The sequence below is a fragment of the Escherichia sp. WS1265 genome (assembly GCF_046487585.1).
Taxonomy (GTDB): domain Bacteria; phylum Pseudomonadota; class Gammaproteobacteria; order Enterobacterales; family Enterobacteriaceae; genus Escherichia; species Escherichia coli.
On sequence record NZ_JBJQJE010000004.1, the window covers coordinates 1 to 23,665 of the forward strand.

General features: G+C 50.3%; 22 protein-coding genes and 1 pseudogene. 15 read left to right on the top strand and 8 right to left on the bottom strand.

What is annotated here, in order from left to right; translation table 11 throughout:
• From ACJHX3_RS05190 to ssuE, 6 genes and pseudogenes are all read right to left on the bottom strand, one after another.
• A partial coding sequence (locus tag ACJHX3_RS05190; RefSeq protein WP_021535487.1) for a helix-turn-helix domain-containing protein occupies window positions 1-162 on the bottom strand: 162 nt, incomplete at its 3' end.
• A 268-nt stretch (window positions 163-430) separates the two neighbouring features.
• On the bottom strand, window positions 431-1,198 hold the full coding sequence (gene ssuB / locus ACJHX3_RS05195; protein WP_001090520.1) for an aliphatic sulfonates ABC transporter ATP-binding protein: 768 nt from the start codon (window positions 1,196-1,198) through the stop codon (window positions 431-433).
• Window positions 1,195-1,986: an aliphatic sulfonate ABC transporter permease SsuC gene (gene ssuC / locus ACJHX3_RS05200; protein WP_000235203.1), complete on the bottom strand. Its 792-nt coding sequence runs from the start codon at window positions 1,984-1,986 to the stop codon at window positions 1,195-1,197. The genes ssuB and ssuC overlap by 4 nt, the downstream gene beginning before the upstream one ends.
• A gap of 10 nt (window positions 1,987-1,996) precedes the next feature.
• A complete protein-coding gene (ssuD, locus tag ACJHX3_RS05205; protein WP_000055995.1) occupies window positions 1,997-3,142 on the bottom strand; it encodes an FMNH2-dependent alkanesulfonate monooxygenase in 1,146 nt (381 codons plus the stop codon).
• Window positions 3,143-3,168: 26 nt separating this feature from the next.
• A pseudogene (ssuA, locus tag ACJHX3_RS05210) lies at window positions 3,169-4,097 on the bottom strand (aliphatic sulfonate ABC transporter substrate-binding protein SsuA).
• Window positions 4,090-4,665 carry an NADPH-dependent FMN reductase gene (gene ssuE / locus ACJHX3_RS05215; RefSeq protein WP_001263938.1) on the bottom strand — a complete coding sequence of 192 codons (576 nt, stop codon included), beginning with the start codon at window positions 4,663-4,665 and terminating at the stop codon, window positions 4,090-4,092. Before ssuE ends, ssuA begins: the two are co-directional and overlap by 8 nt.
• A gap of 355 nt (window positions 4,666-5,020) precedes the next feature.
• Here ssuE and ACJHX3_RS05220 point away from each other — a divergent pair, with 355 nt between their 5' ends.
• The 9 genes from ACJHX3_RS05220 (at window position 5,021) to zapC (ending at window position 13,647) form a co-directional block, all read left to right on the top strand.
• Window positions 5,021-5,560 carry a fimbrial protein gene (locus ACJHX3_RS05220; RefSeq protein WP_000750296.1) on the top strand — a complete coding sequence of 180 codons (540 nt, stop codon included), beginning with the start codon at window positions 5,021-5,023 and terminating at the stop codon, window positions 5,558-5,560.
• An 82-nt stretch (window positions 5,561-5,642) separates the two neighbouring features.
• Window positions 5,643-6,344, top strand: a complete 702-nt coding sequence (locus tag ACJHX3_RS05225; RefSeq protein ID WP_001522784.1) for a molecular chaperone — start codon at window positions 5,643-5,645, stop codon at window positions 6,342-6,344.
• Window positions 6,345-6,368: 24 nt separating this feature from the next.
• Window positions 6,369-8,969 (top strand): fimbrial biogenesis usher protein, encoded by a 2,601-nt coding sequence (locus ACJHX3_RS05230; protein WP_001522785.1) that lies wholly within the window; start codon window positions 6,369-6,371, stop codon window positions 8,967-8,969.
• Window positions 8,960-10,030 carry a fimbrial protein gene (locus tag ACJHX3_RS05235; protein WP_094308106.1) on the top strand — a complete coding sequence of 357 codons (1,071 nt, stop codon included), beginning with the start codon at window positions 8,960-8,962 and terminating at the stop codon, window positions 10,028-10,030. Before ACJHX3_RS05230 ends, ACJHX3_RS05235 begins: the two co-directional genes overlap by 10 nt.
• An 11-nt stretch (window positions 10,031-10,041) precedes the next feature.
• Entirely contained in the window at window positions 10,042-10,584 is a 543-nt protein-coding gene (locus ACJHX3_RS05240; protein WP_000730623.1) for a fimbrial protein, read from the top strand.
• A 7-nt stretch (window positions 10,585-10,591) separates the two neighbouring features.
• Complete coding sequence (locus tag ACJHX3_RS05245) at window positions 10,592-11,107, top strand: fimbrial protein (RefSeq protein ID WP_094308107.1); 516 nt, start codon at window positions 10,592-10,594, stop codon at window positions 11,105-11,107.
• Entirely contained in the window at window positions 11,073-11,810 is a 738-nt protein-coding gene (locus ACJHX3_RS05250; protein WP_162535815.1) for a fimbrial chaperone, read from the top strand. Before ACJHX3_RS05245 ends, ACJHX3_RS05250 begins: the two co-directional genes overlap by 35 nt.
• A 110-nt stretch (window positions 11,811-11,920) precedes the next feature.
• Window positions 11,921-12,931, top strand: coding sequence for a quinone-dependent dihydroorotate dehydrogenase (gene pyrD / locus ACJHX3_RS05255; RefSeq protein WP_001305914.1), 1,011 nt, complete (start codon window positions 11,921-11,923; stop codon window positions 12,929-12,931).
• A gap of 173 nt (window positions 12,932-13,104) precedes the next feature.
• Window positions 13,105-13,647, top strand: coding sequence for a cell division protein ZapC (gene zapC, locus ACJHX3_RS05260; protein WP_001295353.1), 543 nt, complete (start codon window positions 13,105-13,107; stop codon window positions 13,645-13,647).
• On the opposite strand, the gene ycbX is transcribed toward zapC, so the two are convergent.
• Window positions 13,644-14,753, bottom strand: coding sequence for a 6-N-hydroxylaminopurine resistance protein YcbX (gene ycbX / locus ACJHX3_RS05265; RefSeq protein WP_000224275.1), 1,110 nt, complete (start codon window positions 14,751-14,753; stop codon window positions 13,644-13,646). The genes zapC and ycbX overlap by 4 nt on opposite strands.
• 243 nt (window positions 14,754-14,996) lie before the next feature.
• On the opposite strand from ycbX, the gene rlmKL reads away from it, so the two are divergent.
• The 6 genes from rlmKL (at window position 14,997) to rmf (ending at window position 23,035) form a co-directional block, all read left to right on the top strand.
• On the top strand, window positions 14,997-17,105 hold the full coding sequence (gene rlmKL, locus ACJHX3_RS05270) for a bifunctional 23S rRNA (guanine(2069)-N(7))-methyltransferase RlmK/23S rRNA (guanine(2445)-N(2))-methyltransferase RlmL (protein ID WP_094322069.1): 2,109 nt from the start codon (window positions 14,997-14,999) through the stop codon (window positions 17,103-17,105).
• Between the two features lie 11 nt (window positions 17,106-17,116).
• The gene (locus tag ACJHX3_RS05275) at window positions 17,117-19,024 is read left to right on the top strand and encodes an ABC transporter ATP-binding protein (RefSeq protein ID WP_094308109.1); all 1,908 of its coding nucleotides are present in this window, start codon (window positions 17,117-17,119) and stop codon (window positions 19,022-19,024) included.
• A gap of 129 nt (window positions 19,025-19,153) precedes the next feature.
• Window positions 19,154-20,407, top strand: a complete 1,254-nt coding sequence (pqiA, locus tag ACJHX3_RS05280; protein WP_000333176.1) for a membrane integrity-associated transporter subunit PqiA — start codon at window positions 19,154-19,156, stop codon at window positions 20,405-20,407.
• A gap of 4 nt (window positions 20,408-20,411) precedes the next feature.
• Window positions 20,412-22,052 (top strand): intermembrane transport protein PqiB, encoded by a 1,641-nt coding sequence (gene pqiB / locus ACJHX3_RS05285; protein ID WP_000445541.1) that lies wholly within the window; start codon window positions 20,412-20,414, stop codon window positions 22,050-22,052.
• Window positions 22,049-22,612, top strand: a complete 564-nt coding sequence (gene pqiC, locus ACJHX3_RS05290; protein ID WP_000759110.1) for a membrane integrity-associated transporter subunit PqiC — start codon at window positions 22,049-22,051, stop codon at window positions 22,610-22,612. Before pqiB ends, pqiC begins: the two co-directional genes overlap by 4 nt.
• 255 nt (window positions 22,613-22,867) lie before the next feature.
• Window positions 22,868-23,035: a ribosome modulation factor gene (rmf, locus tag ACJHX3_RS05295; RefSeq protein WP_000828648.1), complete on the top strand. Its 168-nt coding sequence runs from the start codon at window positions 22,868-22,870 to the stop codon at window positions 23,033-23,035.
• A gap of 69 nt (window positions 23,036-23,104) precedes the next feature.
• On the opposite strand, the gene fabA is transcribed toward rmf, so the two are convergent.
• Window positions 23,105-23,623: a bifunctional 3-hydroxydecanoyl-ACP dehydratase/trans-2-decenoyl-ACP isomerase gene (gene fabA, locus ACJHX3_RS05300; RefSeq protein ID WP_000227927.1), complete on the bottom strand. Its 519-nt coding sequence runs from the start codon at window positions 23,621-23,623 to the stop codon at window positions 23,105-23,107.
• Window positions 23,624-23,665: the final 42 nt, after the last annotated feature.

The window sequence follows — 23,665 nt, forward strand, 5'->3', positions numbered from 1 at the left end:
TCTGCAATCCAGTGCCCGAGGACCGTGAAGAAGAAAAAGATTAATCCAGTGTGAGAGGCTGGTGTGAGAAAGTTGAAAGAGTTTTGCCGTAGAAATGATGCCTGCATGACCGGCCAGATAATGATTTACAGCAGCAAGTTTTACTTCAAATGAATGTTTCATAAACTGCACCTTCAGATGTCAGATTATGTCCAACATTTGGGGTGCAGTTCATGACGCGTCTTATCAGGCCTACAAGTCCGTTGAAAATGCTGGTTTTGTAGGCTGGATAAGGCGTTCACGCCGCATCCGGCAGCCGTGCCCAACTTCCTGATAAGGCGTTTACGCGCATCCGGCAACCGGGTCCAACTGCCTGATGCGACGCTTGACGCGTCTTATCAGGCCCACAAGTCCGTTGGAAATGCTGGTTTTGTGCGCCACATCCGGCATATTACCCATGACGCCGAATCGGTTGTTCAGAGTGCCCACGCTGCATCACCCTTTGCAACACTTCCGATTCCAGCTCCGCTAATCGCACCGACCCTAATCGACGCGGACGGGGGATATCCACTGTCAAATCCAGACCAATTTTTCCCTCTTCAATTAATAACACCCGGTCAGCCATTGCTACCGCTTCGCTCACATCATGCGTCACCAACAGTACGGTAAAGCCGTGCTCCTGCCAAAGTGACACAATCAAATCCTGCATCTCGAGCCGAGTCAGGGCGTCCAGCGCCCCGAGCGGTTCATCAAGCAATAATAAACCCGGTCGATGAATCAACGCTCTTGCCAGCGCCACACGCTGTTTCTGCCCGCCAGAAAGTGCGGCAGGCCATTCCCCCGCGCGATTCTCCAGTCCTACCGCAGCCAGCGCCCGACGCGCGGCATCGCGCCACTGACCTTGAAGGCCTAACCCAACGTTATCAATCACCGATTTCCACGGTAGCAGACGCGCATCCTGAAACATCATTCGCGTGTCTTCCTGAATTTCAGCCAGCGGTGTGGTGCCCGCTAACACATCGCCTGCGGTTGGCGTTTCCAGACCTGCCAGCAGGCGCAGCAAGGTACTTTTGCCACCACCGCTACGGCCCACCACCGCCACAAACTGACCTGCAGGAATATGTAAATCCAGTTGGTTCAGGACGATATTTTCCGCGTAATGTTTGCTTACTGCATTGAGCAACAATGGTGTGCCCTGGTTCAGACGAGCAGTATTCATACCGTGGCCTCCTTCAAATGATAAGCCGGGTTCCAGCGCAACCAGAGGCGCTCTAACAGCTGCGCGCTGACGTCAGCAAGTTTGCCGAGCAGGGCGTAAAGAATAATGGCGACAACCACCACGTCCGTTTGCAGAAACTCCCGCGCATTCATCGCCAGATAACCAATGCCGGAATTGGCAGAAATGGTTTCGGCAACAATCAGCGTCAGCCACATCAGGCCCAACGCAAAACGCACGCCGACCATAATGGAGGGCAGGGCACCAGGCAGGATCACATGGATAAACAGCGGGATGCCGGATAATCCATAGCTACGCGCCATTTCCACCAGACCGCGATCGATATTACGGATGCCGTGCCAGGTGTTGATATAAATGGGGAATAGCGTGCCGAGCGCCACCAGAAAGATTTTTGCGGATTCATCAATGCCAAACCACAAAATCACCAGCGGGATCAGCGCCAGATGCGGCACGTTACGCAACATCTGAATGGAGGTATCCAGCAGCCGTTCTCCCCAGCGAGATAGCCCGCTAATCAGTCCCAAAATCAACCCCAGCGATCCGCCAATTGAAAAGCCAATCAACGCCCGCCAGGAGCTGATCGCCAGATGCTGCCACAATTCGCCGCTGGCGGAGAGCGTCCAGAACGCCGTCACCACTCCTTCCGGAGAGGGCAAAATACGCGTCGACAGCCAGCCAACTGAGGAGGCCAGTTGCCACACCGCCACGATGCCCACCGGTAAAAACCAGGGGGCAACGCGCAATAACCACTTCTTCACTGGCGTTGCTATTATTTATTCCTTAGCTTTGCGCGGCTTTACGGGGGATAAAATCATTTGCCACCGCTTCGCCTTGCGGATTCAGCGGCTGCGGCTTCGGAATTTCCGGGATGGCGACATCCAGATGCGGGAACAGCAATTCGCCAACCCGATACGCTTCTTCCAGATGCGGGTAGCCCGAAAGCACAAAACTGTCGATGCCAAGTGCAGCGTATTCGTTGATTCGCGCAGCGACCGTCGGACCATCGCCCACCAGTGCCGTCCCGGCACCGCCGCGCACTAAGCCAACACCCGCCCATAAATTGGGGCTGATCTCCAGATTGTCGCGCTTGCCGTTATGTAGCGCCGCCATTCGCTGTTGTCCTACGGAATCCGTCCGGGCGAATGCGGCTTGTGCTTTGGCGATAGTCTCATCATCAAGATGCGAGATTAACCGCTCGGCGGCCTGCCACGCTTCGTCGTTGGTTTCACGAACAATCACATGCAGACGAATACCGAAACGAATTTTGCGTCCATGCGCGGCAGCTTTCGCCCGCACTTGTTCGATTTTCTCTTTAACCAGTTCCGGCGGTTCGCCCCAGGTGAGGTAGAGATCAACTTGTTCTGCCGCCAGCTCCTGGGCGACATCTGACGATCCGCCAAAGTAAAGCGGAGGATACGGCTGTTGAATCGGCGGGAAGAGCAGTTTAGCTCCGCGCACATGAATATGTTTACCGTTGAAATTGACGGTTTCCCCCAGCAATAAGCGCCGCCAGACCTGGGTAAATTCCGCCGAGGCTTCGTAGCGCTCGCTATGATCAAGGAACACGCCGTCGCCTGCCAGCTCTTGTGGATCGCTGCCTGTGACCAGATTAAACAACGCACGACCATTCGAGAGACGGTCAAGCGTGGCGGCCTGGCGGGCGGCAACGGTAGGTGAGGTTACGCTGGGACGCAGGGCGACAAGAAACTTCAGCCGTTGCGTCACCGGGATCATCGACGCGGCAACCAGCCACGCATCTTCGCAGGAGCGCCCCGTTGGGATCAGCACACCGGTATAGCCCAGGCGATCCGCCGCTTGCGCAATTTGTTGCAGATAACCGTGATCAACCGGGCGTGAACCTTCTTCCGTTCCCAGATAATGCCCGTCACCGTGGGTCGGTAAAAACCAGAACATATTCAGACTCATAATTGTTTTCCTTCCAGTTGAGTGAGCTACCAGATACGCTGGCGAATATCGACTTTTTTCGGCACCAGACGGTTTTCATAAAACAGATCTGCCGTTTGCTGCTGTAAGGCGGCAACTTCGGCGTTAACCGGTTTGATGGTGGTGGGAGGGCGATGATCCAGATACGAGGCAATCACTGGGGCCGGTAAGCCCATCGTTTTTGCCAATAAGGCGATGCTTTGCTCGCGCTGGCTGCGGGTTAACGCATCGGCCTCACTAAAGGTTGCCAGTACGCCCTGAATAAAAGCGCCGTTTTTTTCTGCATAGGGGCGAGCTGCCAGATAAAACGATCCGGTTTGATTGAGATCGGTGCCGTCTTTCAACACCCGCACGCCGCCCTGTAATAATGCAGCGGAGTAGTAGGGATCCCAGATAGCCCATGCGTCGACGTTACCTTGCTGGAACGCGGCGCGGGCATCGGCAGGCGTCAGGTAAGTGGGCTGAATATCCGTGAATTTAAGCCCGGCCTGGCGTAGTGCGCGTAGTAAAAGATTGTGAGAGCTGGAACCTTTCTGAAAGGCAACTTTGTGACCTTTAAGATCGGCTACGGTTTTGATCGGGCTATTTTCTGCCACCAGAATCACTTCGGCTTTGGGCTTCGGCGGCTCGACGCCCACATATACCAAATCAGCACCGGCAGCCTGGGCAAAGATTGGCGGAATATCTCCGGTACTGCCGAGATCAATACTGCCAACGTTTAACGCCTCCAACATTTGCGGTCCCGCGGGAAACTCCACCCACGAGATTTTTGTTTGCGGATAGCGTTTTTCCAGTAACTGGTGGCTTTTTGCCAGCACCATACCAATACTGCCTTTCTGATAGCCTATACGTAACGCTTCAGGCGAGGATTCTGCAGCAACCGCAAAGTAGAGACGCTAAGCAATCCCGCCAGCGCCAGTTTAATGATCTTACGCATGGGCATTACCTCGCAGAGACAGAAGGTCAGGAACCTGAACATCCCGACGGTGCAATGCCTGCCAGAAAGTTTCTAGCGCGGTATCAAGACGGGTTTGTAAATTCGGCGTGAACTGCGGCTTGTGGTGGTAATCAATCACCTGTGAGTCATCGGCAAACACGCCGTGCAGGATCTCCTGGGCTTTCAGCGCACTTAAAACTGGCTTAAGGGCATAATCGACCGCCAGCAGATGGGCCACCGTACCGCCCGTCGCCAGCGGTAGCACCACTTTGCCTTGCAACGCACGTTCTGGCAGCAGGTCGAGCAGGGTTTTTAGCGCACCGGAATAGGCGGCTTTATACACAGGCGTGGCGACAATCAGCCCGTCAGCCTGTTGCAACTGTTCGGTGAAGGTATTGAGTGCCGGACTATCGAAACGAGCATAAAGCAGATCTTCCGGGGCGAAGTTTTGCAGATTCCAGTGATAAACCTCTACATCCAGGCCATTCAGTTTTTCCCGCGCATATTCCAGCAAGGAGCTGGAGCGAGAAGGAAAGCGAGGACTACCCGCCAGGGTGATGACACGCATACTCTCTCCTTATAACCAATTGTTCTTGTTTTGTTAACATTGATAACAATTCGGTCAGTCTGTCGGAGAGACAAGAAAATGCCAAATATAAATTTTGTGTATCTTTTTCTAAAAATGAACTAAGGATTGAGGGATATGTATCACGTGTATTTATTTATTGGATATTCAATAAATGTTGAATCAATGAATTACTCGTTCAGGTAATAAGTAAATATTCATGAAATCTATAAATTAAAAATTTGTCACTTATTGGATTAAGGATGCTTGATTTAAATGGCGGACAATTGTTGTTATTATTAAGTCCAATGTCATTTAAAGGCATTATCATATTTACGAAGAGATCAGGATGATGACGATGAAAAAAAGTGTATTGACGGCGTTTATAACTGTGGTATGTGCAACGTCCAGCGTTATGGCTGCTGATGATAATGCTATCACGGATGGCTCAGTAACATTTAATGGTAAAGTTATTGCTCCAGCTTGTACTCTGGTCGCTGCGACGAAAGATTCCGTGGTGACTTTGCCAGATGTTAGTGCCACGAAGTTGCAAACCAATGGTCAGGTTTCTGGCGTGCAAACTGATGTGCCAATTGAATTAAAAGATTGTGATACTACCGTAACAAAAAATGCAACGTTCACCTTTAATGGCACTGCGGATACTACTCAGATTACAGCGTTTGCTAACCAGGCCTCATCTGATGCTGCTACAAACGTGGCCCTGCAAATGTATATGAATGATGGTACAACGGCCATCACGCCAGACACAGAAACCGGGAACATTTTGTTGCAAGATGGAGATCAGACGTTGACTTTTAAAGTTGATTATATCGCTACGGGGAAAGCGACTTCTGGTAATGTGAATGCGGTAACAAATTTCCATATTAACTATTATTAATAGAACTCATTAATTGTTTTATTAATTAGTACCCCTCCAGTGTTCTGGAGGGGGTATTCATATTTTTTAAGAGTGACTATTTATGAAAACTTGCATAACAAAGGGAATTGTGACCGTAAGTTTAACGGCAATATTACTCAGCTGCTCATCCGCATGGGCGGCAGGTAAAGGCGGGATTGGACTTGCAGCAACACGTCTTGTTTATTCAGAAGGTGAAGAGCAAATTTCACTGGGTGTACGTAACACCAGTCCGGATGTTCCTTATCTTATTCAGTCATGGGTGATGACCCCAGATAATAAAAAATCAGCAGACTTTATTATTACACCACCGCTATTTGTGCTGAATCCGGCTAATGAGAATCTGTTACGCATTATGTACATTGGTGCGCCGTTGGCGAAAGACAGAGAAACCCTTTTCTTCACTAGCGTACGGGCAGTCCCTTCAACAACGAAGCGGGAAGAGGGAAATACCCTGAAGATTGCCACACAAAGCGTCATCAAACTTTTCTGGCGACCAAAAGGTTTAGCGTATCCCTTAGGCGAGGCTCCGGCGAAACTGCGTTGCACTTCGTCAGCTGACATGGTTACGGTCAGTAACCCAACACCTTATTTCATTACCCTGACAGACCTGAAAATAGGTGGAAAAGTAGTTAAAAATCAAATGATTTCCCCCTTTGATAAATACCAATTTCCTCTGCCAAAGGGTGCTCAAAACAGTAGCGTAACGTACCGAACCATCAATGACTACGGGGCGGAAACGCCGCAACTCAACTGTAAATCGTAAGCCGTCTTCAGTTAAGAGAGCGAGATGCCTAGAACTCACCGACAACACAGCCTGTTAACCTCTGGTGGAGTGCCATCGTTTATTGGTGGGCTGGTGGTGTTTGTGTCGGCGGCGTTCAATGCACAAGCTGAAACCTGGTTCGATCCCGCCTTTTTCAAAGATGATCCCTCAATGGTGGCCGATTTGTCCCGTTTCGAAAGAGGGCAAAAAATAACGCCAGGGGTTTATCGTGTCGATATTGTTCTGAATCAGACAATGGTAGATACGCGCAACGTTAATTTTGTTGAGATAACGCCAGAGAAGGGGATTGCCGCCTGTTTGACGACTGAAAGCCTGGATGCAATGGGCGTGAATACTGATGCATTTCCGGCTTTTAAACAACTGGACAAACAAGCGTGTGCGCCATTGGCAGAGATTATTCCGGATGCCAGCGTAACCTTTGATGTGAATAAACTCCGTCTGGAAATTTCAGTACCGCAAATTGCTATAAAAAGTAACGCCCGTGGCTATGTTCCCCCTGAACGCTGGGATGAAGGGATCAACGCATTATTACTGGGATATTCTTTTAGCGGGGCCAACAGTATTCATAGCAGTTCAGATAGTGATTCCACAGATAGCTATTTTTTGAATTTAAACAGTGGCGTGAATTTAGGTCCGTGGCGATTGCGCAATAATTCCACATGGAGTCGTAGTAGCGGGCAAACCGCAGAATGGAAGAATCTCAGCAGCTATTTGCAGCGGGCGGTTATTCCTCTGAAAGGCGAACTGACCGTTGGTGATGATTATACCGCAGGCGATTTTTTCGACAGCGTCAGCTTTCGTGGCGTACAGCTGGCGTCAGATGACAACATGCTGCCAGACAGCCTGAAAGGGTTTGCGCCTGTGGTGCGTGGTATCGCCAAAAGCAATGCCCAGATAACGATTAAGCAAAACGGCTACACCATTTACCAAACTTATGTCTCGCCAGGTGCTTTTGAGATTAGTGATCTCTACTCCACGTCGTCGAGCGGTGATTTGCTGGTTGAAATAAAAGAAGCTGACGGCAGCATCAATAGTTACAGCGTGCCCTTTTCCAGTGTGCCATTACTCCAGCGTCAGGGGCGAATCAAATACGCGGTGACGCTGGCGAAATACAGAACCAATAGTAATGATCAGCAAGAAAGTAAATTTGCTCAGGCCACGCTGCAATGGGGCGGACCGTGGGGAACGACCTGGTATGGCGGTGGACAATATGCTGAATATTACCGTGCTGCTATGTTGGGGCTGGGTTTTAACCTCGGCGATTTCGGAGCGATTTCGTTCGACGCGACCCAGGCGAAAAGTACACTGGCAGACCAAAGTGAACATAAAGGGCAGTCATATCGTTTTCTGTATGCCAAAACGCTCAACCATTTGGGCACTAACTTTCAATTGATGGGCTATCGCTATTCGACGTCGGGCTTCTACACCCTTTCCGACACCATGTATAAACACATGGATGGCTACGAATTTAATGACGGTGATGATGAAGATACGCCGATGTGGTCGCGTTATTACAATTTGTTTTACACCAAACGTGGCAAACTGCAGGTCAATATCTCCCAGCAATTAGGCGATTACGGTTCGTTTTATTTAAGTGGTAGCCAGCAAACATACTGGCATACCGATCAACAGGATCGGCTATTACAGTTTGGCTACAACACGCAAATTAAAGATCTCTCACTGGGCGTTTCCTGGAACTACAGTAAGTCCCGTGGTCAACCTGATGCTGATCAAGTATTTGCACTTAATTTTTCCCTGCCGCTCAATCTGTTGCTCCCCAGAAGTAATGATAGCTATACCAGGAAAAAAAATTACGCATGGATGACCTCTAATACCAGTATCGATAACGAAGGGCACACTACACAAAATCTTGGTTTAACGGAGACACTGCTCGATGACGGTAACCTGAGCTACAGCGTGCAACAGGGATATAACAGCGAGGGGGAAACGGCGAATGGTAGCGCCAGCATGGACTACAAAGGGGCGTTTGCGGATGCCCGAGTGGGCTACAACTACAGCGATAACGGTAGCCAACAACAACTTAACTACGCCCTTTCAGGCAGTTTAGTTGCTCATTCACGGGGCATTACCCTGGGGCAATCTCTGGGGGAAACCAACGTTCTGATTGCAGCACCAGGCGCGGAAAATACTCGTGTGGCGAATAGCACCGGGCTGAAAACTGACTGGCGCGGATATACCGTTGTTCCCTATGCCACTTCTTATCGTGAAAATCGAATCGTACTTGATGCTGCATCGTTAAAACGTAACGTGGATCTTGAAAATGCAGTAGTAAATGTAGTTCCCACCAAAGGGGCGTTGGTTCTGGCGGAGTTTAATGCCCATGCGGGGGGAAGGGTATTAATGAAAACATCAACGCAGGGTATACCGCTGCGTTTTGGCGCGATAGCGACGCTGGACGGCGTACAGACTAATAGCGGCATAATTGATGATGATGGCTCGCTCTATATGGCGGGTTTACCGGCGAAGGGAACAATAACCGTGCGCTGGGGCGAAGCACCCGATCAAATTTGTCATATCAGTTACCAGCTTACCGAACAACAAATTAACGCTGCGATTACGCGAATGGATGCCATATGCAGATAATCTTTGGAGAAAAATGCGTGTCATTACTACGACTATTTTTTGCCGCCGTCTTAATGCTATGGTGCGCTCAAACCGCTGCTTATAGCGGGCAGTGTCATACCACTCAGGGGAATCCCTATATTGGCGTCAATTTTGGCGTTAAAACCCTGGAGGAAGAAGAAAATACTGCAGGGGTAGTTAAAGACAAATTTTATCAGTGGAACGAATCGAATGATTATTATGTTTCCTGTGATTGCGATAAAGACAATGTCAGAAGTGGCCGATGGGCATTCGCCGCGGATTCGCCGTTAGTCTATTTAGGCGACAACTGGTACAAAATTAATGACTATCTTGCCGCCAAAGTTTTATTGCAGGTTAAAGGCAGTTCTCCTACTGCGGTTCCTTTTGAAAACGTGGGCACAGGGGCAGATACCCGGTGGCATATTTGTGACCCCGGCGGTCAACGTTTAGGCGGCCAGGGGGCTAGCGGTAATAGCGGTAGCTTTTCCCTGAAAATATTGCAGCCGTTCGTTGGTTCGGTCGTCATTCCTCCTATGGCGCTGGCGCGATTATTTGAATGCTACAACATACCCGCAGGTGATTCCTGCACGACTACAGGTACACCGGTTTTAGTGTATTACCTGTCTGGTACGATCAATTCACTTGGCTCATGTTCCGTCAATGCCGGAGAGACAATCGAAGTCGATCTGGGCGACGTATTTGCGGCTAACTTTCGTGTTGTAGGGCATAAGCCTCTTGGGGCCAGAACGGCAGAACTTGCAGTCCCAGTCAGGTGTAACACGGGAAACGAAGGGTTAGTTAACGTCAACCTGAGTCTGACGGCAACCTCAGACCCCAGCTATCCCCAGGCGATTAAGACGTCACGTCCTGGCGTGGGCATTGTGGTGACCGATAGCCAGAACAACATTATTTCCCCGGCGGGTGGAACACTACCGCTCTCTATTCCTGATGATGCAGACAGTATCGCGCGAATGAATGTCTATCCGGTCAGCACGACAGGCGTACCACCAGAAACCGGGCGATTTGAAGCCACGGCAACGGTGAGAATAAATTTTGATTAACGCGTGAACGTATGAAGAAAAAAACAATATTTCAGTACGTTATCTTGTTCTTTAGCTTTCTTAACACCCATGTCGGGATGGCTGGGCCTGAACAAGTCAGTATGCATATTTATGGTAATGTGGTCGATCAGGGCTGTGATGTTGCCACCAAAAGCGCATTACAAAATATTCATATTGGCGATTTTAATATCAGTGATTTTCAGGCTGCGAATACCGTAAGCACAGCTGCTGATTTGAATATCGATATCACCGGTTGTGCCGCTGGTATCACTGGCGCGGACGTCCTTTTTAGCGGCGAGGCTGACACCCTTGCGCCGACACTACTCAAACTAACTGACACAGGCGGAAGCGGTGGTATGGCAACGGGGATTGCCGTGCAAATTCTTGATGCGCAAAGTCAGCAAGAAATCCCGCTCAATCAGGTCCAGCCTCTTACGCCCTTAAAAGCGGGGGATAACACACTCAAATATCAACTTCGTTATAAGTCCACAAAGGCGGGGGCTACGGGCGGTAATGCGACGGCGGTTCTCTATTTTGATCTGGTTTACCAGTGAAGGAGTGATGTTGAAACGGATAATCTGGATTCTGTGCTTACTGGGTTTAACGGGGAGTTGTGAGCTATTTGCCCATGATGGCACGGTCAACATCAGCGGATCGTTTCGCCGTAATACATGCGTGCTGGCACAGGATAGCAAGCAAATCAATGTGCAGTTAGGCGATGTCTCGCTGACACGTTTTTCTCATGGGAACTATGGCCCGGAGAAATCTTTCATCATTAATTTGCAGGATTGCGGAACAGATGTCAGCACGGTTGACGTTACCTTTTCAGGAACACCCGACGGAATGCAGAGCGAAATGCTGTCCATTGAAAGTGGTACGGATGCAGCCAGTGGGCTGGCAATTGCGATTCTGGATGATGCGAAAATATTGATTCCGCTTAACCAGGCGAGTAAAGACTACAGCCTACATAGCAGTAAGGTGCCATTAACTTTTTATGCGCAATTGCGACCTGTTAATAGCGATGTGCAGTCGGGTAAAGTGAATGCCAGCGCGACATTTGTACTTCATTATGACTAATACGTGGAACAGATTGACGCTCGCGATTTTTGCCGTTTTATCGCTGCTGGTGGCGGGGAAATTGCAGGCAGGAGTGGTGGTTGGCGGAACGCGATTTATCTTCCCGGCAGACAGAGAATCGATATCTATTTCACTGACTAATACCAGTCAGGAATCCTGGCTTATTAACAGTAAAATCAATCGCCCAACGCGTTGGGCCGGGGGGGAAGCGTCGACAGGGTCAGCACCATTACTGGCCGCTCCGCCACTTATTCTCCTGAAGCCCGGTACTACAGGCACGTTGCGCTTGCTGAGAACGGAAAGCGGCATTTTGCCTGTGGATCGCGAAACGCTATTTGAGTTAAGCATTGCCAGCGTACCATCCGGCAAAGTTGAAAATCAGAGCGTAAAAGTGGCGATGCGCTCGGTATTTAAACTGTTCTGGCGACCCGAAGGTTTGCCGGGCGACCCGCTAGAAGCTTATCAACAATTACGCTGGACACGGAATTCGCAGGGTGTACAACTCACTAACCCAACGCCTTACTACATTAACCTGATTCAGGTGAGCGTAAATGGTAAAGCGTTAAGTAATGCGGGAGTTGTGCCACCTAAAAGCCAGCGTCAGACAAGCTGGTGTCAGGCAATAGCACCGTGTCATGTCTCCTGGCGGACGATAAATGATTACGGCGGGTTGAGTGCAAAGAAAGAGCAAAATCTGCTCTGAAACAGGCTCGGAAAACGTTTGCGCTTTTTTTGCCACAGGTCAATTCCCTTTTGGTCCGAACTCGCACATAATACGCCCCCGGTTTGCACACCGGGAATCCAGGAGAGTTCATGTACTACCCCTTCGTTCGTAAAGCCCTTTTCCAGCTCGATCCAGAGCGCGCTCATGAGTTTACTTTTCAGCAATTACGCCGTATTACAGGAACGCCGTTTGAAGCACTGGTGCGGCAGAAAGTGCCTGCGAAACCTGTTAACTGCATGGGCCTGACGTTTAAAAATCCGCTTGGTCTGGCAGCCGGTCTTGATAAAGACGGGGAGTGCATTGACGCGTTAGGCGCGATGGGATTTGGATCGATCGAGATCGGTACCGTCACGCCACGTCCACAGCCAGGTAATGACAAGCCGCGTCTCTTTCGTCTGGTAGATGCCGAAGGTTTGATCAACCGTATGGGCTTTAATAATCTTGGCGTTGATAACCTCGTAGAGAACGTAAAAAAAGCCCATTATGATGGCGTCCTGGGTATTAACATCGGCAAAAATAAAGATACGCCGGTGGAGCAGGGTAAAGATGACTATCTGATTTGTATGGAAAAAATCTATGCTTATGCGGGATATATCGCCATCAATATTTCATCGCCGAATACCCCAGGACTACGCACACTGCAATATGGCGAAGCGCTGGATGATCTCTTAACCGCGATTAAAAATAAGCAAAATGATTTGCAAGCGATGCACCATAAATATGTGCCGATCGCAGTGAAGATCGCGCCGGATCTTTCTGAAGAAGAATTGATCCAGGTTGCCGATAGTTTAGTTCGCCATAATATTGATGGCGTTATTGCAACCAATACCACTCTCGATCGTTCTCTGGTTCAGGGAATGAAAAATTGCGATCAAACCGGTGGCTTAAGTGGTCGTCCGCTTCAGTTAAAAAGCACAGAAATTATTCGCCGCTTGTCACAGGAATTAAACGGTCGCTTACCGATCATCGGTGTTGGCGGCATTGACTCGGTTATCGCTGCGCGTGAAAAGATTGCTGCGGGGGCCTCACTGGTGCAAATTTATTCTGGTTTTATTTTTAAAGGTCCGCCGCTGATTAAAGAAATCGTTACCCATATCTAATTATTTCTTCGAATTCCTCTTTATAAGATAATCAGGGCTTTATTTTAAGCCCTGGTTGTTTTATATTCATCGCTGTTGCTTATTTAGACATTTTGTACTTTTATTGTTGAGGTTATTAAGCGAAGCGACAATGGATTGTGTTGCTGCGGTTTTATAGGGTAGGGGAGAGGCAAATGCGAATTAAACCAGACGATAACTGGCGTTGGTATTACGATGAAGAGCACGATCGAATGATGCTCGATTTAGCCAATGGTATGCTATTTCGCTCACGTTTTGCGCGCAAAATGTTGACTCCAGATGCCTTTTCTCCCGCAGGCTTTTGCGTTGACGATGCTGCGCTCTATTTCTCGTTTGAAGAAAAGTGCCGCGATTTTAATTTATCTAAAGAACAAAAAGCCGAACTGGTGCTGAATGCACTGGTAGCAATTCGTTATCTCAAACCGCAAATGCCGAAAAGCTGGCATTTTGTTTCCCATGGAGAAATGTGGGTGCCCATGCCGGGCGATGCGGCCTGCGTTTGGTTGAGCGATACTCACGAGCAAGTCAATTTGCTGGTCGTTGAATCTGGCGAAAATGCCGCGCTATGTCTGCTAGCCCAACCCTGCGTTGTTATTGCGGGTCGCGCGATGCAGTTGGGCGACGCCATTAAAATCATGAACGACAGGCTGAAACCGCAGGTGAATGTTGACAGCTTCAGCCTCGAACAGGCAGTCTAACGCGCCAACTTAAGTGCAGTCTTCGGTACACAGCTACAGCAAAGAATGGTGCCATCATCGCCCATTGCTGATTTTTTCAGCGGCGTGACTTCGCCTTCTAAAAGCTGAACACGGCAACTTCCACAAATGCCCGCGCGGCAAGAATAAGGGATACGAATTCCCTGATTTTCTAATTGCTCCAGCAACACCTGCTGGTTATTTCCACGAAATGCCTGCCCCTGCCAGTCAATATCTACATTTGCGTCCGGTTGTTGCGTGATGTTGACGGTATCATCAGCGGCGGCTGCGCCGTAAATTTTAGCCGGAGCCGTTGCCAGAATTTCCACCTCATCGCCAACGCGAATTACGCCGCTATTACGGGCAATTAAATTCTGACCAAAATCGACATCGCCGTTATCCTGGGCAGTGCGGAAAGATTGCAATGTTTTTAATGGTTCGCCTGCCGGATGTTTTTGCCCTTTTTCTGGACTGACGGTGGTGAAAATACAGCGGCTACAAGGTTTAACCACATCAAACACCACATCACCAATGCGAATCACTTTCCAGCTATCTTCTTCCCAGGCTGACGCGCCGGAAACCACCAGATTGGGGCGGAATTGCTCCATTTTTACACTGGCCGGACAACGTTGTTGGAGATCACGTAACGAGGCTTCGTTAGCAAGAAGGTAAGGATAGCCATCAGCAAATGACAGGGGTACAGTGTTGTGGCGTTTCACGCGCCGCGTCATTTGTGGCCCCACCCAGCGCAACTGCACTTCGCGGGAGAAAAATCCACTTAGCCATTTGTTGATCGCGTCTGGTGCAATTCGCGCGGTAAAATGTGTGCCCCAAACTTCGGTTGGTGCGTCTTGTGTGGCGAAATCAGCAAAACGAACATATGCGCTACTGCCATCTGGTGCGGTGAGATGCAAGCCATCATGCACAGGTGAAGGAGTAAACCGTACCATTTGCGGAAACTGGCGAGCGGTAATAAACGTACCGTCAGGTTCCGTGATCATAAAGATGCGATCGAAGGCCAGACCACTGACATCTGCCAGAGCATGTGTAAGACCAATGCCGCGCATCGATTTAACAGGATGAATAAAAAGCCGGGTTAATGTCGCCACGGTGCGGTCCTCAAATGAAAATAAGCCCTCAACTTTATGACATGACGCGCTTATTAGCTATAATGCGCAACAATTTTCTTAGCGCCTGTCCCATTAGGCTATTTTATTTGTCAGTTTGGCCCAGGGAAGTGCTCGAAATCCTCACGTACTTGTGTACGCTCCGGTTTCTCCGCGCTGTCCATGTCCAGACTGACTGCAACAATTACGCCTACTGCGGTAGGCTCTTAGAGTAAAAGTGACGATATGAATTCTCTGTTTGCCAGTACGGCCCGTGGGCTGGAAGAGCTGTTAAAAACTGAACTGGAAAACCTGGGGGCCGTTGAATGCCAGGTGGTTCAGGGTGGGGTCCATTTCAAGGGCGACACACGGCTTGTTTACCAGAGCCTGATGTGGAGCCGCCTGGCCTCGCGTATTATGTTGCCGCTGGGCGAGTGTAAGGTTTACAGCGATTTAGACCTCTATCTCGGTGTTCAGGCGATCAACTGGACAGAGATGTTTAATCCTGGCGCGACCTTCGCTGTCCACTTCAGTGGTTTGAATGACACCATCCGCAACAGTCAGTACGGCGCGATGAAAGTGAAAGACGCGATTGTCGATGCTTTCACGCGGAAAAATCTGCCGCGTCCAAATGTTGATCGCGATGCGCCGGATATCCGCGTTAACGTCTGGCTGCATAAAGAAACCGCCAGTATTGCCCTTGATCTCAGTGGTGATGGTTTACATCTGCGTGGCTATCGCGATCGTGCTGGTATTGCGCCGATCAAAGAAACCCTGGCAGCCGCGATTGTTATGCGATCCGGCTGGCAGCCAGGAACACCGCTGCTCGATCCGATGTGTGGTTCCGGTACGTTGCTGATTGAAGCGGCGATGCTGGCGACCGATCGCGCACCAGGCTTGCACCGTGGACGTTGGGGCTTTAGCGGCTGGGCACAGCATGATGAAGCCATCTGGCAGGAAGTGAAAGCAGAAGCGCAAACCCGCGCCCGTAAAGGTCTGGCTGAGTACAACTCTCATTTCTACGGTTCCGACAGCGATGCGCGGGTGATTCAACGTGCGCGCACCAACGCCCGTCTTGCGGGGATTGGCGAACTGATCACTTTTGAAGTGAAAGATGTCGCGCAACTGACCAATCCGCTGCCGAAAGGGCCATACGGTACAGTGTTGAGCAACCCGCCTTACGGCGAACGTCTGGACAGCGAACCGGCGCTGATTGCGCTGCATAGCCTGCTGGGCCGAATCATGAAAAACCAGTTCGGCGGCTGGAATCTCTCTTTATTCAGTGCCTCGCCGGATCTGTTAAGTTGCCTGCAGTTGCGTGCAGACAAACAGTACAAAGCGAAAAACGGTCCATTAGACTGCGTGCAGAAAAATTACCACGTTGCCGAAAGCAAACCAGACAGCAAACCGGCAATGGTGGCAGAAGACTACGCCAACCGTCTGCGTAAGAACCTCAAAAAATTCGAGAAGTGGGCGCGTCAGGAAGGCATTGAATGCTACCGCCTGTACGACGCCGATCTACCGGAATACAACGTTGCAGTTGACCGTTATGCCGACTGGGTGGTGGTGCAGGAGTATGCGCCGCCAAAAACTATTGATGCGCACAAAGCGCGTCAGCGTCTGTTCGATATTATCGCTGCAACCATTTCGGTACTGGGGATTGCGCCAAACAAACTGGTGCTGAAAACCCGTGAACGCCAGAAGGGCAAAAATCAGTACCAGAAACTGGGCGAGAAGGGCGAGTTTCTCGAAGTCACCGAATATAACGCTCACTTGTGGGTGAACCTGACGGATTACCTCGATACCGGTCTGTTCCTCGATCACCGTATCGCCCGTCGTATGCTCGGTCAGATGAGCAAAGGCAAAGATTTCCTCAACCTGTTCTCTTATACCGGCAGCGCCACCGTGCATGCGGGATTAGGCGGTGCACGCAGCACCACCACCGTGGATATGTCACGTACTTATCTGGAGTGGGCAGAACGCAACCTGCGTCTGAATGGCCTAACCGGGCGTGCGCATCGCCTGATTCAGGCCGATTGCCTGGCGTGGCTGCGTGAGGCAAATGAACAGTTCGATCTGATCTTTATCGATCCGCCAACCTTCTCTAACTCAAAACGAATGGAAGATGCGTTTGATGTTCAGCGCGATCATCTGGCGCTGATGAAAGATTTGAAACGTCTGCTGCGTGCAGGTGGGACGATCATGTTCTCGAACAACAAACGTGGCTTCCGTATGGATCTCGACGGCCTGGCAAAACTGGGACTGAAAGCACAAGAAATTACGCAAAAAACGCTCTCCCAGGATTTCGCCCGTAACCGCCAGATCCACAACTGCTGGCTGATTACCGCAGCCTGAAAGGAATAGTAATGTCATTAATCAGTATGCATGGCGCATGGCTGTCGTTCAGCGACGCGCCGCTTCTCGATAACGCAGAACTGCATATCGAAGATAACGAACGTGTTTGTCTGGTAGGCCGCAACGGCGCAGGCAAATCGACGTTAATGAAAATCCTCAACCGTGAACAAGGGCTGGATGACGGTCGCATTATTTACGAGCAAGATTTGATTGTAGCTCGTCTGCAACAGGATCCGCCGCGTAACGTTGAGGGGAGTGTTTATGATTTCGTTGCCGAAGGCATTGAAGAACAAGCGGAATACCTGAAACGCTATCACGATATTTCGCGCCTGGTGATGAACGACCCGAGCGAGAAAAATCTCAACGAACTGGCGAAGGTTCAGGAACAGTTGGATCACCACAACCTGTGGCAGCTGGAAAACCGCATTAACGAAGTGCTGGCGCAACTGGGGTTAGATCCTAACGTTGCGCTGTCGTCGCTTTCCGGCGGCTGGTTGCGTAAAGCGGCATTAGGACGCGCGCTGGTGAGCAATCCGCGCGTATTGCTGCTCGACGAACCGACTAACCACCTGGATATCGAAACCATCGACTGGCTGGAAGGATTCCTTAAAACCTTCAATGGGACGATAATTTTCATCTCCCACGACCGTTCGTTTATCCGCAATATGGCGACGCGCATTGTTGATCTCGATCGCGGCAAGCTTGTGACCTATCCTGGGAATTACGACCAGTACCTGCTGGAAAAAGAAGAAGCCCTGCGCGTGGAAGAACTACAAAATGCCGAGTTCGATCGCAAACTGGCGCAGGAAGAGGTGTGGATCCGCCAGGGGATCAAAGCACGCCGTACCCGTAATGAAGGCCGCGTACGCGCCCTGAAAGCAATGCGTCGTGAGCGTGGCGAACGTCGCGAAGTGATGGGTACCGCAAAGATGCAGGTGGAAGAGGCCAGCCGCTCCGGTAAGATCGTTTTCGAAATGGAAGACGTTTGCTACCAGGTTGACGGTAAGCGACTGGTGAAAGATTTTTCGGCCCAGGTTCTACGTGGCGACAAAATTGCCCTGATTGGCCCGAATGGGTGCGGCAAAACCACGCTGCTGAAACTGATGCTCGGTCAGCTTCAGGCGGACAGCGGGCGTATTCACGTTGGCACCAAACTGGAAGTGGCTTATTTCGATCAGCACCGTGCGGAACTGGATCCCGATAAAACGGTGATGGATAACCTTGCTGAAGGTAAGCAAGAGGTGATGGTTAACGGCAAGCCACGCCATGTTTTGGGCTATTTGCAGGACTTCCTGTTCCATCCTAAACGGGCGATGACGCCGGTACGTGCGCTTTCTGGCGGTGAGCGTAACCGCTTGTTGTTGGCGCGTTTGTTCCTCAAACCAAGCAACTTATTGATTCTTGACGAACCGACCAACGATCTTGATGTTGAAACGCTGGAACTGCTGGAAGAACTGATCGACAGCTACCAGGGCACGGTATTGCTGGTGAGCCACGATCGTCAGTTTGTCGATAACACCGTTACAGAATGCTGGATCTTCGAAGGCGGCGGTAAAATTGGTCGTTATGTCGGCGGTTATCATGATGCCCGTGGTCAGCAAGAACAGTATGTGGCGCTCAAACAGCCTGCGGTGAAAAAAATCGAAGAAGCCGCCGCGCCAAAAGCAGAAACTGTAAAACGCAGCAGTAGCAAACTAAGCTATAAATTGCAGCGCGAACTGGAGCAGCTACCGCAATTGCTCGAAGATCTGGAGGCGAAGCTGGAAGCCCTACAGACGCAGGTGGCGGATGCTTCCTTCTTCAGTCAGCCGCATGAGCAGACGCAAAAAGTGCTCGCCGATATGGCTGCTGCAGAGCAGGAGCTGGAGCAAGCCTTTGAACGCTGGGAGTATCTTGAAGCGTTAAAAAATGGTGGCTGATCGCAAAATAGTCGATTTAAACAGAGACAGCTGACAACGGTAAAATTGCCTGATGAACTGGGTTTATCAGGCATGAAAACCAACACTTTGTTAGTCATCTGTAAAATAGCGCATCATTAAGGAGTACCAATGTGCGAACATCATCATGCCGCGAAGCACATCCTGTGCTCGCAGTGTGACATGCTGGTGGCGTTACCGCGCCTTGAGCATGGTCAGAAAGCGGCATGTCCCCGGTGTGGCACAACGTTAACCGTGGCGTGGGATGCCCCTCGGCAGCGTCCCACCGCCTATGCGTTGGCTGCACTGTTCATGCTGTTGCTGTCCAACTTGTTTCCTTTTGTGAATATGAACGTTGCAGGAGTTACCAGTGAAATTACATTACTGGAAATTCCCGGCGTGCTTTTTTCTGAGGACTACGCCAGCCTCGGCACCTTTTTCCTGTTGTTTGTGCAACTGGTTCCCGCGTTTTGTCTGATAACCATTCTGTTACTGGTGAATCGCGCGGAATTACCGGTCCGTTTAAAAGAGCAACTGGCACGGGTGCTTTTTCAACTCAAAACCTGGGGAATGGCGGAGATTTTCCTCGCGGGTGTGCTGGTCAGTTTCGTTAAACTGATGGCCTACGGCAGCATTGGTGTCGGCAGCAGCTTTCTCCCCTGGTGTTTATTTTGTGTCCTGCAACTGCGCGCCTTTCAGTGCGTTGATCGTCGCTGGTTATGGGACGATATCGCCCCGATGCCAGAACTGCGCCAGCCGCTAAAACCAGGCGTCACGGGGATACGTCAGGGGCTGCGTTCATGCTCCTGTTGTACGGCAATCCTTCCTGCTGACGAACCCGTATGCCCGCGCTGTAGTACCAAAGGGTACGTTCGGCGTAGAAACAGCCTGCAATGGACACTCGCGCTGCTTGTTACGTCCATCATGCTGTATCTTCCGGCTAATATTTTGCCCATCATGGTGACGGATTTATTAGGCTCGAAGATGCCATCGACGATTCTCGCTGGGGTCATCCTGTTATGGAGCGAAGGCTCTTATCCCGTCGCTGCGGTGATCTTTCTGGCCAGTATTATGGTGCCAACGTTAAAGATGATCGCCATCGCGTGGCTGTGTTGGGATGCCAAAGGGCATGGCAAGCGCGACAGTGAAAGAATGCATTTGATTTATGAAGTTGTTGAGTTTGTAGGCCGCTGGTCGATGATTGACGTTTTCGTTATCGCGGTGCTCTCGGCGCTGGTGCGTATGGGAGGTTTAATGAGTATTTATCCGGCAATGGGTGCATTAATGTTTGCTTTAGTCGTCATAATGACAATGTTTTCTGCTATGACGTTTGACCCGCGTTTGTCGTGGGATCGTCAACCTGAATCAGAGCATGAGGAGTCCTGACAGTATGGAATCTAATAATGGGGAAGCCAAAATCCAGAAAGTGAAGAACTGGTCTCCCGTGTGGATATTTCCTATCGTCACGGCGCTCATTGGGGCCTGGGTTCTTTTTTATCATTACAGCCATCAGGGGCCGGAAGTGACCCTGATCACCGCGAATGCGGAAGGAATAGAAGGTGGTAAAACCACCATTAAAAGCCGTAGCGTTGACGTCGGCGTGGTTGAAAGCGCCACACTGGCTGATGATTTGACGCACGTTGAAATCAAAGCGCGGCTGAATTCCGGTATGGAAAAATTGCTGCATAAAGATACCGTCTTTTGGGTGGTGAAACCGCAGATTGGTCGAGAAGGGATTAGCGGCCTGGGAACGCTGCTGTCTGGGGTTTATATCGAACTGCAGCCAGGCGCGAAAGGCAGCAAAATGGATAAATACGATTTGCTGGACTCGCCACCGTTGGCCCCGCCTGATGCGAAAGGTATCCGTGTGATTCTCGATAGCAAAAAAGCCGGGCAGCTCTCGCCAGGAGATCCCGTGCTGTTCCGTGGCTATCGGGTAGGTTCGGTTGAAACCAGCACCTTCGATACGCAAAAACGCAATATCAGCTATCAACTGTTCATCAATGCACCTTATGACCGACTGGTGACCAGCAATGTTCGCTTCTGGAAAGATAGTGGCATTGCGGTTGATTTGACGTCAGCGGGAATGCGTGTGGAGATGGGCTCATTGACAACGCTGCTTAGTGGCGGTGTCAGCTTTGATGTGCCGGAAGGTCTGGATTTAGGGCAGCCAGTGGCACCGAAAACAGCTTTCGTTTTGTATGATGATCAGAAGAGCATTCAGGATTCGTTGTACACCGATCACATTGATTATCTGATGTTCTTTAAAGATTCGGTACGCGGTCTGCAACCGGGAGCTCCGGTAGAATTCCGGGGTATTCGCCTGGGTACCGTAAGCAAAGTGCCATTCTTTGCGCCGAATATGCGTCAGACATTTAACGATGATTACCGTATTCCGGTACTGATTCGTATCGAGCCAGAGCGGCTGAAAATGCAGCTTGGCGAAAATGCGGATGTTGTTGAGCACCTTGGCGAATTGTTGAAACGTGGTTTACGCGGATCGCTGAAAACCGGAAACCTGGTCACTGGCGCACTGTATGTTGATCTCGATTTCTATCCAAATACGCCTGCAATAACCGGTATTCGTGAATTTAATGGTTATCAGATTATCCCGACCGTTAGCGGCGGTCTGGCGCAAATCCAGCAACGACTGATGGAAGCGTTGGATAAGATCAACAAACTGCCATTGAATCCGATGATTGAACAGGCAACCAGTACGCTTTCTGAAAGTCAGCGCACAATGAAAAACCTGCAAACGACGCTGGATAGCATGAACAAGATCCTCGCCAGCCAGTCGATGCAGCAGTTACCGACGGATATGCAGTCAACGTTGCGTGAATTGAATCGCAGCATGCAGGGCTTCCAGCCTGGCTCCGCAGCCTACAACAAGATGGTGGCGGATATGCAGCGCCTTGATCAGGTGTTGCGAGAACTGCAACCGGTGCTGAAAACGCTCAATGAGAAGAGTAACGCGCTGGTATTTGAAGCGAAGGACAAAAAAGATCCAGAGCCGAAGAGGGCGAAACAATGAAAAAGTGGCTAGTGACGATTGCAGCACTGTGGCTGGCCGGATGCAGCTCCGGCGAAATTAATAAAAACTATTACCAGTTACCTGTGGTGCAGAGCGGTACACAAAGTACCGCCAGCCAGGGTAATCGCCTGTTATGGGTAGAGCAGGTCGCTGTTCCTGACTATCTGGCCGGAAATGGTGTGGTTTATCAAACCAGTGATGTGAAGTATGTGATTGCCAACAACAACTTGTGGGCCAGCCCGTTGGATCAACAGTTGCGCAACACTCTGGTTGCCAACCTGAGTACGCAACTGCCCGGCTGGGTGGTTGCCTCCCAGCCTCTGGGAAGCGCCCAGGACACGCTCAATGTTACCGTAACGGAGTTTAACGGTCGCTATGATGGCAAGGTCATTGTCAGTGGTGAATGGCTGTTGAACCACCAGGGACAACTGATCAAACGTCCGTTCCGTCTGGAAGGGGTGCAAACTCAGGATGGTTACGATGAGATGGTTAAAGTACTGGCCAGTGTCTGGAGTCAGGAAGCCGCTTCTATTGCGCAAGAGATAAAGCGTCTACCTTAATTATAAAGATTTGTAAATATAACCGTCTCCGGTATGTTGCCTGAGGCGGTTTTTTTGTTTCTAAGGTGCGGAAAAAGTTGTTCCTCTTCACATTTTTTGTACAACCGACATGCCCGTGTAGCTCACAAATATGACAGTGGCGTGAATTTTGCGCATTGACGGCAGTTATGATTCGCGGTATTGCTTAACTGTGATTGCACATTTAGTAATCACTGTTTTCTTTTCCACCAGAAACCAGTATGAGGGAAACGAGGCATGAAGAGACAAAAACGAGATCGCCTGGAACGGGCACATCAACGTGGTTATCAGGCCGGCATCGCCGGACGCTCAAAAGAAATGTGTCCCTATCAGACGCTGAATCAAAGGTCACAATGGCTGGGAGGCTGGCGAGAAGCCATGGCGGACAGGGTAGTAATGGCCTGATTCTGTCTCTTTAAAAAGAAACCTCCGCATTGCGGAGGTTTCGCCTTTTGATACTCTGTCTGATTATAATCAGAAGGCAGACGTATCCTGGAACAGACCGACTTTCAGGTCGCTGGCGGTATAGATCAAACGACCATCAACCAGCACTTCGCCATCCGCCAGGCCCATAATCAGACGACGGTTAACAATGCGTTTAAAGTGAATACGGTAGGTCACTTTTTTCGCTGTCGGCAGTACCTGACCAGTGAATTTCACTTCGCCAACGCCCAGCGCGCGGCCTTTACCTTCGCCGCCCAGCCAGCCGAGGTAGAACCCTACCAGCTGCCACATTGCGTCCAGGCCCAGGCATCCTGGCATAACCGGATCGCCAATGAAGTGGCATCCGAAGAACCACAGATCCGGATTGATATCCAGTTCTGCTTCAACATACCCTTTGTCGAAGTTACCACCCGTTTCGGTCATTTTGACCACACGGTCCATCATCAGCATGTTCGGTGCTGGCAATTGCGGGCCTTTAGCGCCAAACAGTTCACCGCGACCAGAGGCAAGAAGGTCTTCTTTTGTATAGGATTCGCGTTTATCTACCATGTTCTCTGTAAGCCTTATTTTATTGAAGCACGCAGGATAGCT

Excerpts from the sequence above, each read along its gene's own strand:
- ssuB (WP_001090520.1), bottom strand. The coding sequence starts at position 1,198 with ATGAATACTGCTCGTCTGAACCAGGGCACACCATTGTTGCTCAATGCA.
- ACJHX3_RS05220 (WP_000750296.1), top strand. The coding sequence starts at position 5,021 with ATGAAAAAAAGTGTATTGACGGCGTTTATAACTGTGGTATGTGCAACG.
- ACJHX3_RS05235 (WP_094308106.1), top strand. The coding sequence starts at position 8,960 with ATGCAGATAATCTTTGGAGAAAAATGCGTGTCATTACTACGACTATTT.
- ACJHX3_RS05250 (WP_162535815.1), top strand. The coding sequence starts at position 11,073 with ATGCCAGCGCGACATTTGTACTTCATTATGACTAATACGTGGAACAGA.
- fabA (WP_000227927.1), bottom strand. The coding sequence starts at position 23,623 with ATGGTAGATAAACGCGAATCCTATACAAAAGAAGACCTTCTTGCCTCT.
- zapC (WP_001295353.1), top strand. The coding sequence starts at position 13,105 with ATGCGAATTAAACCAGACGATAACTGGCGTTGGTATTACGATGAAGAG.
- pqiA (WP_000333176.1), top strand. The coding sequence starts at position 19,154 with ATGTGCGAACATCATCATGCCGCGAAGCACATCCTGTGCTCGCAGTGT.
- ACJHX3_RS05225 (WP_001522784.1), top strand. The coding sequence starts at position 5,643 with ATGAAAACTTGCATAACAAAGGGAATTGTGACCGTAAGTTTAACGGCA.
- ACJHX3_RS05245 (WP_094308107.1), top strand. The coding sequence starts at position 10,592 with ATGTTGAAACGGATAATCTGGATTCTGTGCTTACTGGGTTTAACGGGG.
- ACJHX3_RS05240 (WP_000730623.1), top strand. The coding sequence starts at position 10,042 with ATGAAGAAAAAAACAATATTTCAGTACGTTATCTTGTTCTTTAGCTTT.
- pqiB (WP_000445541.1), top strand. The coding sequence starts at position 20,412 with ATGGAATCTAATAATGGGGAAGCCAAAATCCAGAAAGTGAAGAACTGG.
- ssuE (WP_001263938.1), bottom strand. The coding sequence starts at position 4,665 with ATGCGTGTCATCACCCTGGCGGGTAGTCCTCGCTTTCCTTCTCGCTCC.
- ACJHX3_RS05275 (WP_094308109.1), top strand. The coding sequence starts at position 17,117 with ATGTCATTAATCAGTATGCATGGCGCATGGCTGTCGTTCAGCGACGCG.
- rmf (WP_000828648.1), top strand. The coding sequence starts at position 22,868 with ATGAAGAGACAAAAACGAGATCGCCTGGAACGGGCACATCAACGTGGT.
- ssuD (WP_000055995.1), bottom strand. The coding sequence starts at position 3,142 with ATGAGTCTGAATATGTTCTGGTTTTTACCGACCCACGGTGACGGGCAT.
- rlmKL (WP_094322069.1), top strand. The coding sequence starts at position 14,997 with ATGAATTCTCTGTTTGCCAGTACGGCCCGTGGGCTGGAAGAGCTGTTA.
- ACJHX3_RS05230 (WP_001522785.1), top strand. The coding sequence starts at position 6,369 with ATGCCTAGAACTCACCGACAACACAGCCTGTTAACCTCTGGTGGAGTG.
- pqiC (WP_000759110.1), top strand. The coding sequence starts at position 22,049 with ATGAAAAAGTGGCTAGTGACGATTGCAGCACTGTGGCTGGCCGGATGC.
- pyrD (WP_001305914.1), top strand. The coding sequence starts at position 11,921 with ATGTACTACCCCTTCGTTCGTAAAGCCCTTTTCCAGCTCGATCCAGAG.